The organism is Haemophilus sp. THUN1691, from assembly GCF_059704425.1.
This window is the reverse complement of the sequence record NZ_AP046578.1, coordinates 801867-816410: the sequence shown is the minus strand read 5'-3', so window position 1 is coordinate 816410 and position 14544 is coordinate 801867. Positions and strand designations below refer to the sequence as shown.

Below are 14544 nucleotides of genomic sequence, written 5' to 3'. Positions count from 1 at the left end.
TATTTACCTTTTATTTATCTTGCTTAAATTGTTTTTTCCAAAACTCCGCACTGGTTAACTCATCATAAGATGATTGATACTCTTTTTTAAGAGAATCATAATTCTTATATAAATTAAACGCAGCTTTAGTATATCTAATTAAATAACTAAAGAATTTTTTCTTATTATGCTCAAGAATAAAACCCTTTTGAGTTGGCCAATGGATATAAAGCACTTTATTATAACGATAAACTTCTCTTAAATTACCGCCAAATCCTTTAGGTTGCCACACCATACCTTTTTTAAAAAATACTTTTGGTAAAATATGTCCATTTAATGTTGCCCAACGGAATAATCGAGCAAAAAGTCTTTCCTCTGGTTTACCCCAAATAACATTCGACGAAATCTCATAAGGAATATCGATAACTTTTTCAGCAGAAATTATTTTTTGAATTTCAGGTCGTCTTTCAGACATACTAACATTCTGTTCCCAGAAAGACTTTCCTTTCATCACATCTTCCATCGCTAGAATGGAAGCCAATGCTGTTTCATATTGATACGCCAATAGATTTTTTAGGCACATTCTAGCGGTTGTTTTTATTACATCTTTTGCATTTCCTTGAACCAAATTATGTAAATAATGCATTATGTGATAACGAGTATCTAAATAATGAGGTAATGGCCCATTTTTTAACGAGAAATCTTCTTGCCATGAAGAAATACCATTTAATGTTAAAATTTTAAAATCATGGACTAGGCTAAATCCAGAATCATCCCCACGCACAAAATAAGGAAAAGCATAGTGTTTTACTTCTGATAATGGAAATGCAAAGAACCACCAACCACCGTAATCAATGTGCTCCTCTTGTTCATTGATTAATAAAGAATTAACCTCTCTTAGATCTAGATTCGGTTTAACTGCTTTACAGACACCATCAAATTTTGCTCCATTTTCAAATTGACGGAACATCTCGGCCTCTCTAAGCATAGCTCCAGCTAATGCTGTCTTATGATCTAAAGCATGCTCTAAGAAAGATATTGTACGCTTAATGCCTTCAACCTCACATGAGGCATCATCATCCATAAACAAACAGTGAGTATAACTACCGTTTTCTTTAAGATGCATTAAACCTCGAGTAAATCCACCTGAACCACCTAAGTTTTCATTAGGAATGATATTTACACCATCAAATTCTGGTAAATTTTGGCTATTATCTATTACATTAAGAGAAACTTTATTCTTAAAATAAGAATCTAACAACAACTCACTTTTTAATCTATCTAACGCAGGTAAAACATATTGTTGTCGGTTAAAATGGGTAATGACAACCCCCATTGATACCGGATTTAGAATTTCAGATCTTGTAGAATAGTAAAAATCATATAATTCTGAGTAATCTAAAGCCTCAATATCGAATGATAACATTCCATCCTCTAAATCTTTCCAAAACGTTAATGAAAACGAAATTTCAGATATATTATCATTTTCAAAATACATTTCTTCAATCAATCTATGGCTAAAATGTAATCTATGCAGATTCCAAATAATTTTAATTTTCCCTTTAAACTTAATTGAAAAAATAAGATCATTTACATTTGTATAACGCTTCCATTTTCCTACACTTAAACTATTAAAATATGTATCCGTACTTACTTTTCCAAATTTATCTAAGGAAAAAAACGAATCATTTATATGCAAATTCGCAAATTGATTATTTCTAAAATAGAGATCAATTTGAGAACATAATGAAAGTTTAGGGAAAATACCACTCTGAACTATATGAAACATACTTATTAACATTCCTATTTATTATATAGAGGGATTATATCCTCTGCGTTACCTATTGCTCTTACAATACCTTTGTCAATCCAAATTACGTTTGGACAGAGTTCTTTTACTTGCTCGATAGAATGAGAAACAAATAAAAGCGTTGTACCGCCAGCTAACATTTTTTCCATCCGTTGCTTACATTTTTCTTGAAATGCCGCATCGCCTACAGCTAAAACTTCATCAACGATTAAGATTTCTGGCTTCACTATCGTTGCCACTGCAAAGCCCAATCGTGCAGCCATACCAGATGAAAAGTTTTTAAGCGGCACATCCACAAAATCTTGAAGTTCCGCAAATTCAATAATTTCATCAAAATGCTGCTCCATAAAAGCTTTCTTGTGCCCAAGTAAAGCACCATTGAGATAGATATTCTCTCTTGCAGTCAGCTCACCATCAAAGCCAGCCCCTAACTCAATTAATGGCGCAATATTACCGTGCACCTCTACAGTACCTTTATAGGGTTTTAAAATACCACAAATTAACTTTAAAAGAGTCGACTTACCAGAACCATTGGTACCAATTAACCCCCAAGACTCACCTTTCTTCACTTCAAGATTAACATCTTTTAATGCTAAAAACTCTTGGAACATAAGTTCCCCCTTTAGCATCTTAATCACATATTCTTTTAAGCCATTATATTGTTCGGTTGCTTTATTAAAACGCACAGTGGCATTAGTGACTTTAATTACTGTTTCTTTATTCATTAGATATATAAAATAAACTCGTCTTGTTTTTTATTAAAATACCAAGCCCCAAGGACAAGAACCAAAATAGCTGTACCAAAACCAATTAGAATCGAATCAGTCTGTGGAAATTTTGCATGTAAAACAATATCTCTGAATTGCTCAATATATCCATACATTGGATTAGCATTTTTGTATAACTCTTGGTATTCCTCAGGAATGATTGATACAGGATAGAACAATGGAGTAAGATACATCCACATCGAAATAAATACGCCCCATAAATACTGAATATCACGAAAAAAAACGGTGATTGCAGCTAGCCATAAACCTAATCCAAGACTAAAGATTAATACTTCAAGAATAATTACAGGGAAAAATAAGAGATTCCAAGAGAATTCAGCATTAGTAAAAACCATAACTAGCAATAAAGCACCAAGTGAGAAAAGCAAATTCACTAATGAACTTCCCACTCTAGAAACTGTAAAAATATATTTAGGTACATAGGTTTTTTTGAGTAATGATGCGTTTCCGATAATAGAGCCAACGGACATATTCGTTGCCTCAGTCATAAAATTAAACAAAAACTGTCCTGCAATCATATAAAGTGGGAAATTAGGAATATCAAAGCGAAATACATTAGAAAAAATAAAGACAAGAACCATCATTAACATTAATGGATTCAAAATACTCCAAAGATATCCCAAATAACTGCGGCGATATTTGAGTTTTACATCTCTTATGATAAGTTGTTTTAAAAGCTCATCGAATGCATAAAATCGACGAACCCCCTCTAAAAATTTATTTAGCATAATCTAGTCCTATCTATAATCGGATTTTGATTATATACGAATTCAACGTGATATCACATACAAAAAGTGCGGTCAAAAATGACCGCACTTTTCTTATTCAGCAACTAAAAGCCCATTGTTTCTTATGCATAATACATCTCAAACTCAACTGGATGTGGCGTCATGTTTAAACGCTCAACATCTTTACGTTTAACACTAATAAATGCTTCGATAAAGTCTTTAGTAAACACACCACCCTGCGTTAAGAATTCATAGTCTTTTTCTAATGAATTCAACGCTTCTTCTAATGAGCTTGCAACTGCTGGAATATCTTTTAATTCTTCCGGTGGAAGATCATAAAGATTTTTATCCATTGCATCGCCTGGATGGATTTTGTTTACTACACCATCAAGGCCTGCCATCAATAACGCAGCGAATGCAAGATATGGGTTTGCCAATGGATCTGGGAAACGCGCTTCAATACGAATTGCTTTCGGGTTGGTTACTGCTGGGATACGGATTGAAGCAGAACGGTTGCTTGCAGAGTAAGCCAGCAATACTGGCGCTTCAAAACCTGGTACTAAACGTTTATATGAGTTCGTACTTGGGTTAGTAAATGCATTTAATGCTTTAGCGTGCTTAATGATACCGCCGATGTAATAAAGTGCGGTTTCAGAAAGGCCGGCATATTTATCACCTTGGAAAATGTTTTTACCGTCTTTACTTAATGACATATTACAATGCATGCCTGAACCATTGTCACCCGTGATTGGTTTAGGCATAAAGCAAGCGGTTTTACCGTGTTCTAATGCCACGTTTTGTACCACATATTTATAGATTTGTGTTTCATCCGCTTTCAAGGTTAAGCTGTTGAATTTCGTTGCAATTTCGTTTTGACCTGCGGTTGCCACTTCATGGTGATGAGCTTCAATGACTAAGCCCATTTCTTCTAAAATCAAACACATTTCAGAGCGAATATCATGAGCCGTATCAATTGGAGCAACCGCACAGTAACCACCTTTTTTCAATGGACGATAAGCGTTGTTACCACCTTCGTATTTTTTGTTGGTATTCCAAGCAGCTTCAATATCATCAATGGCGAAAGAAGCGCGGTTCATTGATACATCAAAACGTACATCATCAAATAAGAAGAACTCTGGTTCTGGACCAAAGAATGCTTGATCAGCAATACCAGTTGAACGCATATAGTTTTCAGCACGAATAGCAATTGAACGCGGATCACGATCATAGCTTTGCATGGTTGTTGGCTCATAAACGCTACAACGAATTGAAAGTGTTGGGATCTGCGCAAATGGATCGACTACTGCAGTTTCAGCAATTGGCATTAAAAGCATATCGGCTTTGTTAATGGTTTTCCAACCTTCAACAGAAGAGCCATCGAACATTTTGCCATCTTCAAACATATCTTCATCAACAAGGCTAACCGGGATAGAAACGCCATGTTCTTTACCTTTAATGTCGGTGAAACGAAGTAGCGCGAACTTAATATCGTTCTCTTCGATCAGTTTGAATACGTTGGCAATTGCATTTGCATTTGGCATAAGGAGTCCTCTATTTTGCTATCTATATAATCTTTATAAAAATCAAAGGGGCATTATAATGCAACCGCTTCTTTTTTTCATGGGATTTATTTTAAACACCAGCGTAGCAGAGTAACGAAATATCGTGTATAATTTTCGCCCTTTCGAGATTCTCGTAGGGTGAGTGTGACTCACCAATTTAAACTACTTGGACTATTTGGTGGCATAAAAATTCCACCCTACAAAACTTAAACATTAAGAACGTAATAAATGAAAAACGACATTGATATTAATAAATTGCGCAATATCGCAATTATCGCTCACGTTGACCATGGTAAAACCACCCTCGTTGACAAACTCCTTCAACAATCCGGTACATTTGAATCAACTCGCGGCGATGTTGATGAACGCGTAATGGACTCAAACGATCTTGAAAAAGAACGTGGCATTACCATTCTTGCAAAAAATACCGCAATTAACTGGAATGGTTATCGCATTAACATCGTAGATACCCCAGGACACGCCGACTTCGGTGGTGAAGTAGAACGTGTACTTTCTATGGTGGATTCTGTGCTTTTAGTCGTAGATGCCTTTGATGGCCCAATGCCACAAACGCGTTTCGTGACACAAAAAGCCTTCGCTCATGGTTTAAAACCAATTGTAGTAATTAACAAAGTTGACCGTCCAGGCGCGCGTCCTGATTGGGTTGTGGATCAAGTATTCGATTTATTCGTTAACCTTGGCGCAACCGATGAGCAATTAGACTTCCCTATTATCTATGCTTCAGCATTAAATGGTGTCGCAGGGCTTGAACACGAAGAATTAGCGGAAGACATGACTCCGTTATTTGAAGCGATCGTTCAACACGTTGAACCGCCAAAAGTGGAGCTTGATGCACCATTCCAAATGCAAATCTCACAATTAGACTATAACAGCTATGTGGGTGTTATCGGTATCGGTCGTATCAAACGTGGTGCAATCAAACCAAATCAACCTGTAACGATTATTGATGGCGAAGGTAAAACTCGCCAAGGTCGTGTGGGGCAAGTATTAGGTCATCTTGGTTTGCAACGTTATGAAGAAGATATTGCTTACGCAGGCGATATTATCGCGATTACCGGTTTAGGTGAATTAAATATTTCTGACACCCTTTGTGATATCAATGCGGTTGAAGCACTACCTTCATTAACCGTTGATGAACCAACCGTAACCATGTTCTTCTGTGTAAACACCTCTCCGTTTGCGGGTCAAGAAGGTAAATATGTGACTTCTCGTCAAATTCTTGAACGTTTAAACAAAGAATTAGTTCACAACGTGGCATTACGTGTAGAAGAAACACCAAACCCAGATGAATTCCGTGTTTCTGGTCGTGGCGAATTACACCTTTCTGTATTAATTGAAAATATGCGTCGTGAAGGTTATGAGCTTGCGGTTTCTCGTCCTAAAGTAATCTATCGTCAAATCGACGGCAGAAAACAAGAGCCTTATGAGCAAGTGACTATCGACGTAGAAGAACAACACCAAGGTTCTGTCATGGAAGCATTAGGTATCCGTAAAGGTGAAGTTCGTGACATGATGCCAGATGGCAAAGGTCGTGTACGTTTAGAATACATCATCCCAAGCCGTGGCTTGATCGGTTTCCGTGGTGAATTCATGACCATGACGTCAGGTACCGGTTTACTTTACTCTAGTTTCGATCACTACGATGACATCAAACCAGGTGAAATCGGTCAACGTAAAAACGGTGTGTTAATTTCTAACGCGACAGGTAAAGCATTAGCTTATGCGCTATTCGGTTTACAAGAGCGTGGTAAATTAATGATCGAAGCCAACGTAGAAGTTTACGAAGGCCAAATCATCGGTATTCACAGCCGTACAAATGACTTAACCGTAAACTGTTTACAAGGTAAAAAACTCACCAATATGCGTGCATCAGGTAAAGATGATGCCATCGTATTAACTACACCAGTGAAATTCTCCCTTGAGCAAGCCATCGAGTTTATCGATGATGACGAATTAGTGGAAGTGACACCAGAATCGATCCGTATCCGTAAAAAACTCTTAACGGAAAACGATCGTAAACGTGCAAACCGTACAACGACAAGTACTAGCACGCATTAATAAACAACGATAGCACGAAAATTTGTAAAAAATTAACCGCACTTTTGGAATATAACTAAAGTGCGGTTATTTTTATGCTCAATTTATTAAGGAGAAAGTCTTTCTCTAATCCAATTATCGCTTTCTTTACGATAACGAATGCGATCATGTAAACGGCTTGGTCGCCCTTGCCAAAACTCCACGGTTTCTGGCACGACTAAATAGCCACCCCAATAATCTGGTCGAGGCACATTTAACGGATGTTTAGCGGCAACTAATGTGGCTTTTGCTAACAAAGATTTATAATTAGAAATCACCGCACTTTGCTCACTTGCCCAAGCCCCTATACGACTGGTGTAAGGTCGGGTAGCAAAATATTTATCGGATTGTTCCGCTGGGATTTTCACCGTCTTACCTTCAATTCGCACTTGGCGCTCCAATTCTGGCCAAAAGAAAGTCAGCGCGACATAAGGATTGCGTTCAATACAGCTGCCTTTTCGGCTAAGATAATTGGTAAAAAAGACAAAACCTTGCTCATTGACTTCTTTTAGCAAAACCATTCGGCTATTTGGGCGACCTTGTTCATCAACAGTCGCAATATTCATTGCTGTTGGCTCATTAACTTGAGCATGAATAGCCTCTTTCTGCCACTGTTCAAATTGCGAGATTGGATTTTCATGGCAATCATGTTGTGAAAGCACTCGTTTAGTATATTCATCGCGAATATCATGCAATTCCATTTTATCTCCTTTCAAATTTGATGAAAAACGCAAATAGAATAAAGATTGTAAAATCGTTCGTCAATTTTCATAAAATACAACTCAAATGACATCGAATCTTGCAATTATTTGAAATATGCGTATTATCTAGCCCCCTATATTCAACCTCGGGTTCCCTAACCCCGATTTATTTAAACTAAAAAGGTACAACATGAAATTAAACTCTCCGATCTTTAATGATCAACAAAAACGTCGTGCAATCATCTGGCTCAGCTTTTTCCACATATTCATCATTGCAGCGAGCAATTACTTTGTACAAATCCCTTTTGAGATCACGCTAAAATTAACCGCACTTGGTGCAGCAAATGATTTTTCTTTCCACAGCACTTGGGGAACGCTCACATTCCCATTTATCTTTTTGGCTACTGATTTGACTGTGCGTATTTTTGGTGCTGAAGATGCGAGAAAAATTATCTTCGTGGTGATGTTTCCTGCACTGATTGTAAGTTACGTCATATCTGTTTTATTCTCTGAAAGCAAATTCCAAGGTTTCGAATCATTAACGCATTTTGATCTGTTTGTATTCCGTATTGCTATTGCGAGCTTTGCCGCTTACGTGGTAGGACAATTACTTGATGTGATCGTATTTAACCGCTTACGCCAGTTAAAAACATGGTGGGTAGCGCCAACTAGCTCAATGACATTTGGCTCAATGGCGGATACGTTTGTTTTCTTCAGTGTCGCCTTCTACCAAAGTGCAGATCCATTCATGGCTGAACACTGGGCACAACTCGGTTTTGTAGATTATCTATTTAAATTATTTATAGGAATTATCTTGTTCGTCCCAGCCTATGGCGTAGTATTAAATGTTATTTTACGAAAACTACAAATGCTCGTAGCAGAACGCGTTCCTGCATAAACCAAATTTCTGGCGTACATAAAACAACTAACCCCACTTTTTTGAGTGGGGTTAATTATTATTACGTTGCTAAAGCAGTGTGGTAAAAAAGTATAAATTTATAACCGCACTTTTTTATATCAAAAAAATATATTTTCTAGCTAAAAGTTATTGGCGCTACCTTCTTATTTTTTTAGAAAATACCGATCTACTTAGTTCTAAAATAGAAGGAATATTTATGCTTTTAACCGGATTACTTTGCGGAATTTTACTCGGATTTGTGATGCAGCGTGGGCGCTTTTGTATTACTGGCGCATTTCGCGATATGTATGTCACCAAAAATAACAAAATGTTTGTAGCCCTTCTATTGGCGATTACCGTGCAATCCATCGGTTTCTTTCTCTTAAAAGAAATCGGTGTATTAAATGTCGATCCGGCTGAAAATTTTGCCTTTTTAGCGGTGATTATCGGTGCCTTTGTGTTTGGTATCGGCATTGTTCTTGCTGGCGGTTGTGCAACAGGTACATGGTACCGTGCTGCGGAAGGCTTAGTCGGCAGCTGGGCCGCGTTATTCACTTATATGTTATTAAGTGCCATCATGCGTACTGGCCCATTAGGCGAACTCAATAAAACCTTACGCAGCATCAATATTGAACAACGCAACATTTACGATACATTCGGTATATCACCTTGGTGGTTAGTCGCATTATTAACTTTAGTGACGGCTTTCTATGTATACAAACATCTCAGCAAAACAAGCGTAAAAGTCGCAGCATTAAAACCGAAGAAAACGGGGCTTTCTCACTTATTATTTGAAAAACGCTGGCACCCATTTTTCTCAGCAGTGCTAATCGGATTAATTGCTCTTGCAGCTTGGCCACTCAGTGTCGCTACAGGTCGTGAGTTTGGACTTGGGATCACTGGTCCATCCGCTAATATCATGCAATTCCTCGTTACTGGCGACGGTAAATTTATTAACTGGGGCGTATTCTTAGTTTTAGGGATTTTTATTGGGTCATTCATCGGTGCGAAAGCGAGCAATGAATTTCGTGTCCGCGTACCAGATGCCACCACGATTCTACGCAGCGGACTCGGCGGTATTCTCATGGGTATTGGGGCAACCCTTGCAGGTGGTTGCTCCATCGGTAACGGTTTAGTCGAAACTGCCTTTTTCTCTTGGCAAGGTTGGGTCTCATTGCCATTGATGATTCTCGGCACCTGGGTAGCCGCCTACTTCACCATTATCCGTCCACAACGTTTAAAATTAACAAAAACATCATAAGGAGTTTATATGATCGTTAAATTACCAACACTCGGCCTAGTTTGTCCCTTTCCTCTCATTGAAGCCAAAGAAGCTATGACTAAGTTAAATAAAGGAGATGGCCTAGAAATTGAATTTGACTGCACACAAGCCACCGAAGCTATTCCCGCTTGGGCGGCTGAAGAAGGCTATGAAGTCACAAACTTCGAGCAAATTGATGATGCCAAATGGTCAATTACAGTGGTTAAATAACACACAAATCAAATCCTAAATATCTTTTCTATTAGCTTGGTCAGAATAGCTGGCCAAGCACTAAAAAAGCAAGCAAGCAAGCAAGCAAGCAAGCAAGCAAGCAAGCAAAATAATACAATCAATGAGTTAAAATTCGCCACCTCATCGCCCTGTGCGTACAATTTTCAAACAGCAAAATCGCGTTTGATTAGAACCTATAAGTATATTTTAAAGGACTTTATTATGAGACTTTCCAAACTTTTTACTGCAGCGATGGCAGCTTTCATGCTATCTGCTTGCTCATTAAACAACGAAAAATGGTCAAACTTTGATAATCAATCAACGAGTGTGACACCACAAGAAAATCATGCTGGCTTAGTTTTCTATCGCACTGATGCTGGAGCAAACCCAATCGCAGTCAATATCAAAGTAAATGGCGAATACCTGTCTTCTCTTCAAGTCGGGGGATTCACTAAAACTGAAATTTGTGCAAAACCGACCGCACTTGAAGCGCACTATGTTGCAATGAAGCCTGCAACAAACTTAACTGTCAATCTCGCGAAGCAATCTGTTCATTATTTCTACGTCGATACCTCTAATGCATCAAAACCACAATTAAAAGAGGTAGACGCAGCAACAGCACAAGAAGCTTTAAAAATGCTTAAGCATCAAGCTAATACTATTTCTCGTGTAAACAACACCGCTTGTGCAACTCATTAATCAATTAAGGGAGATTATTTATGTCAAAAAATATTAGCGTAAAGATTAATAACGGCAATACAACTATTGAAACCGTCAAATTAAACACTTCAGCCAAAAAAGTTATTATCAAAGCACAGCCTAATGTGAACTATGAATTGGTTGACGAAACAACACAATATGCCCCTGAAATGATCGACACCAAACGTGTTGGCAACGATCTTTATATTGCGTTTGAAGGCACCGATATCAATAAAGAAAGCGATTTAGTCTTAGAAGGCTATTATGAACATGATAATACTGAATTAGTATTAGGTATGGCTGAAGATGGGCAATACTATGCTTACGTTCCACAAAGTGGTGTAGAAAGCGATGCAGTGACATTGCTTGCAGATCAAGTTTTTGCACCACAAGCATTAGGCGGAAACAGTGTAACTGCGCCATTCTGGGCATTTAATCCAAACTGGTTATGGATGGCCGCGGGTGTGGCTGCTGTAGGTGGTATTATCGCGGCAGCAAGTGGCAGTCATGGTGGCGGCTCATCAAATAACGCTGCTGACAAACCATCTGATAATAGTGATAAAAATAATAACGCTAATAACAATACCGCTAAAGACACCACTGCACCTGCTAAACCAAGTGTTGAAGCGAAAGACAATGGCTCAGTGGACGTCACGCCTCCTACAGATGCAGATACCCAATCTGTAGAAGTGAACTACACTGACGAAGCAGGCACACCGAAAACTGCAACCTTGACTAAAGGTAACGATGGCAACTGGACTTCAAACAATCCAGATGTTGCAGTAGATCCCGCGACAGGCAAAGCGAAGATTCCAGCAGATAAAGTGCAAGATGGCTCCCCAGTGACAGCAAAAGCAACTGATACTTCAGGTAACACCGGTGAAGAAGGTACAGCGAATGCGGGGAATAATCTTGACACGACTGCACCAGCTAAACCAACTATTGAAGCGAAAAAGAATGGTTTTGTTTATATTACTCCTCCTACAGATGCTAAATCGGTTGAAGTGCACTACATTGATGAAAAGGGAAATCCCCAAACAGTCACGATTACTAAAGATGCTGATAAAGGTTGGGTATCATCTAATCCAGAGAATATCTGGCTTAATTCAGAAACTGGCAAAATAACACTTCTAGCACATAAAGTGAAAGGTGGCTCTCTAGTGAAAGCCTCTGCAACGGATAATAAAGGTAACATAGGTGAAGAAGCAACGAATACAGGTGAAGAAGCAACGGCAAATGCGGTTGACATTCCGGATACTTATGCGCCAAGCATGCCGGGAGCAGATAGTTTACAAGATCGTTCTGTAAAAGTAACAATGCCAAAAGAGGCCGAAGTTGGTGATTTTGTTGTAATTAAACGAGCTATTTATAAAGATTACGATGATTTTGATTTTGATGGGGATTTGCTAGAGTATAAAATTAATGCTGCTGAAACTTTAGCTACCTTGACTAAACAACAGGATGGTAGTTGGATTTCAGATAATCCAGAGAATGTGCCGAATGTTGAAGCAGGCAAGGATAATACAATTGTTCCAGCGAATAAACTTAAAGGATTCGGGGATATATATATTTATGCAGAGGATCCTGCAGGTAATAAAAGCGCACTAGCGCTAACTTATTTTGGTAGCGAAATAGCTTCTCCAAACGTAACCGTAAAAACAGATGGTTTTGTGGAAATTACCCCTCCTGCAGCTCAAGACCTTAAGTCGATGAAAGTAAGATATACCGATAAAGCAGGGACACAAAAAATCACAATCTTAACAAAAGGTGAGGACGGTAATTGGACTTCAGACAACCCGGATGTGACGGTAGAACCCGCGACGGGAAAAGCGATGATTTCAGTGGATAAAATACAAGCTGGTTCGCAAGTAACTGCGAAAGCATTTGATAATTCGGGTATAATTAGTCATGAGGCTTACCAGACAGTCGGTAAAAACCCTGATACTACTGCACCAAGCGCACCAGAAATCATTCCATCGACTACGGATGGATCAGTCATTGTGAAAGTACCAGATGATGCAAAAGTGGGCGATACGGTTGAAGTAAGAGTAGTCCCTGAAACTTCTAGTGTGTTTTTAAACCCAGAGGATTCGGCTATGCCTTTCTACCTGACTTTAACCAAAAATGCAGATGGTAGCTGGACTTCAAGCGATCCTACAAGGTTACCAAACATTGAAGCAGGTCAAAACAGCACAACCATTCCACAAGACCAAGTAAAAGATGGTTCGAATGTGACAGCTCAGGCGAACGATACTGCGGATAACTATAGCGCACAGGTAACGGCTCAAGCGGGTGAAGATTCTAAAGTCCCTGATGAGACTGGGGTATCATCTAATACTATAGATAGTAACGGTATGGGCAGTAGTGGTAATGACTATGCAAGCTTTGAGCAAATTGCGGGCACCATTAATATGGGCGCAGGTAATGATACTCTTGAAGCGCGTTCTATACACTTTCCGTTCTCCCATATATTCTCCACCGCAAAGGTAGATATGGGCTCAGGCGATGATATCGTAAGAACATCTGGTGATATAGACTCACGAGCATCTATTAATGGTGGTGATGATTTCGATACACTTGAGTTTGTGAATCGAGACGGCAAAGCGATTGCAACCTCGCTTTCAGCGATCTCTAACTTTGAGAAAATTGATATTAAAGGTACGTTAAACAACACAGTTAATATCCAAAAAGATGATGTTGAGAGAAACCACAACGCTAAAGCAACGGTTGATGACAGTGGTAAATCTCACAACAACGTGTTAATTGTTGATGGCGATGAAGGTGATAAAGTGAATTTAAGTGAGATTAGTAAAGTTGCAAGCTCACAAGTTAATTATGAAGGCAAGACTTATCATGTTTACCACTCTGGTTCTAACGAACTCTGGGTTGATTCAGATGTTGCTGTTGGTTAATTTGTAACGTCTATTAGAAAAACGCACCTTCGGGTGCGTTTTTTGTAAAAATAGAGAAAAGAAGGCTATGAAGTCACAAACTTCGAGCAAATTGATAATGCCAAATAGTCAATTACAGTTATTAAATAACAATCAAATCAATGAGTTAAAGCAAGCAAGCAAGCAAGCAAGCAAGCAAGCAAGCAAGCAAGCAAGCAAGCAAGCAAAATAATAAAATCAATAAGTTAAAATTACATTGTAAATAAAGTGTAAATTTCTTAATTTTTCCTTCCTTTTTTTTAAATTTCAGCTAGAATGCCCCGCTTAAAAGTCTACGAGCGTTCAGTTTTTAATCACTCGTGTTTTTTCTAAACTATTTTACAATTATAAAAGGACACTAAATATGAAACTTCATAAATTATTAGTAACAGCATTTGCTGTTTTTGTACTAACAGCTTGTACACTAAGCAATGAACATTGGTCAAACTTTGATAATCAATCAACGAGTGTGACACCACAAGAAAATCATGCTGGCTTAGTTTTCTATCGCACTGATGCTGGAGCAAACCCAATCGCAGTCAATATCAAAGTAAATGGCGAATACCTGTCTTCTCTTCAAGTCGGGGGATTCACTAAAACTGAAATTTGTGCAAAACCGACCGCACTTGAAGCGCACTATGTTGCAATGAAGCCTGCAACAAACTTAACTGTCAATCTCGCGAAGCAATCTGTTCATTATTTCTACGTCGATACCTCTAATGCATCAAAACCACAATTAAAAGAGGTAGACGCAGCAACAGCACAAGAAGCTTTAAAAATGCTTAAGCATCAAGCTAATACTATTTCTCGTGTAAACAACACCGCTTGTGCAACTCATTAATCAATTAAGGGAGATTATT

General features: G+C 38.4%; 13 protein-coding genes. 8 read left to right on the top strand and 5 right to left on the bottom strand.

Going from position 1 to position 14544, the window contains the following annotated elements; genetic code table 11:
* Nucleotides 1-10 precede the first annotated feature (10 nt).
* The 4 genes from AC6H0J_RS03990 to glnA form a co-directional block, all read right to left on the bottom strand.
* Complete coding sequence (locus AC6H0J_RS03990) at nt 11-1768, bottom strand: glycosyltransferase family protein (RefSeq protein WP_118817278.1); 1758 nt, start codon at nt 1766-1768, stop codon at nt 11-13.
* Nucleotides 1769-1782: 14 nt separating this feature from the next.
* On the bottom strand, nt 1783-2514 hold the full coding sequence (locus AC6H0J_RS03985) for an ABC transporter ATP-binding protein (protein ID WP_109065123.1): 732 nt from the start codon (nt 2512-2514) through the stop codon (nt 1783-1785).
* Nucleotides 2514-3305: an ABC transporter permease gene (locus tag AC6H0J_RS03980; protein ID WP_118817279.1), complete on the bottom strand. Its 792-nt coding sequence runs from the start codon at nt 3303-3305 to the stop codon at nt 2514-2516. Before AC6H0J_RS03980 ends, AC6H0J_RS03985 begins: the two co-directional genes overlap by 1 nt.
* A gap of 122 nt (nt 3306-3427) precedes the next feature.
* Nucleotides 3428-4846: a type I glutamate--ammonia ligase gene (gene glnA, locus AC6H0J_RS03975; RefSeq protein ID WP_497512877.1), complete on the bottom strand. Its 1419-nt coding sequence runs from the start codon at nt 4844-4846 to the stop codon at nt 3428-3430.
* Nucleotides 4847-5095: 249 nt separating this feature from the next.
* On the opposite strand from glnA, the gene typA reads away from it, so the two are divergent.
* A complete protein-coding gene (gene typA, locus AC6H0J_RS03970) occupies nt 5096-6946 on the top strand; it encodes a translational GTPase TypA (protein ID WP_497512876.1) in 1851 nt (616 codons plus the stop codon).
* 86 nt (nt 6947-7032) lie between these two features.
* On the opposite strand, the gene pdxH is transcribed toward typA, so the two are convergent.
* Complete coding sequence (pdxH, locus tag AC6H0J_RS03965) at nt 7033-7665, bottom strand: pyridoxamine 5'-phosphate oxidase (RefSeq protein ID WP_497512875.1); 633 nt, start codon at nt 7663-7665, stop codon at nt 7033-7035.
* A 190-nt stretch (nt 7666-7855) separates the two neighbouring features.
* On the opposite strand from pdxH, the gene AC6H0J_RS03960 reads away from it, so the two are divergent.
* The 7 genes from AC6H0J_RS03960 (at nt 7856) to AC6H0J_RS03930 (ending at nt 14525) form a co-directional block, all read left to right on the top strand.
* On the top strand, nt 7856-8563 hold the full coding sequence (locus tag AC6H0J_RS03960) for a 7-cyano-7-deazaguanine/7-aminomethyl-7-deazaguanine transporter (protein WP_005631081.1): 708 nt from the start codon (nt 7856-7858) through the stop codon (nt 8561-8563).
* Between the two features lie 217 nt (nt 8564-8780).
* Nucleotides 8781-9824 (top strand): YeeE/YedE thiosulfate transporter family protein, encoded by a 1044-nt coding sequence (locus AC6H0J_RS03955; protein ID WP_497512874.1) that lies wholly within the window; start codon nt 8781-8783, stop codon nt 9822-9824.
* Nucleotides 9825-9833: 9 nt separating this feature from the next.
* Entirely contained in the window at nt 9834-10055 is a 222-nt protein-coding gene (locus tag AC6H0J_RS03950; protein WP_497512873.1) for a sulfurtransferase TusA family protein, read from the top strand.
* A gap of 222 nt (nt 10056-10277) precedes the next feature.
* Nucleotides 10278-10754, top strand: coding sequence for a hypothetical protein (locus AC6H0J_RS03945; protein WP_118817283.1), 477 nt, complete (start codon nt 10278-10280; stop codon nt 10752-10754).
* Nucleotides 10755-10774: 20 nt separating this feature from the next.
* Nucleotides 10775-13666 (top strand): cell wall anchor protein, encoded by a 2892-nt coding sequence (locus AC6H0J_RS03940; RefSeq protein WP_497512872.1) that lies wholly within the window; start codon nt 10775-10777, stop codon nt 13664-13666.
* A 67-nt stretch (nt 13667-13733) separates the two neighbouring features.
* The gene (locus AC6H0J_RS03935) at nt 13734-13877 is read left to right on the top strand and encodes a hypothetical protein (RefSeq protein WP_497512871.1); all 144 of its coding nucleotides are present in this window, start codon (nt 13734-13736) and stop codon (nt 13875-13877) included.
* A 171-nt stretch (nt 13878-14048) separates the two neighbouring features.
* On the top strand, nt 14049-14525 hold the full coding sequence (locus AC6H0J_RS03930; RefSeq protein WP_497512870.1) for a hypothetical protein: 477 nt from the start codon (nt 14049-14051) through the stop codon (nt 14523-14525).
* The last annotated feature ends 19 nt before the right edge of the window (nt 14526-14544 follow it).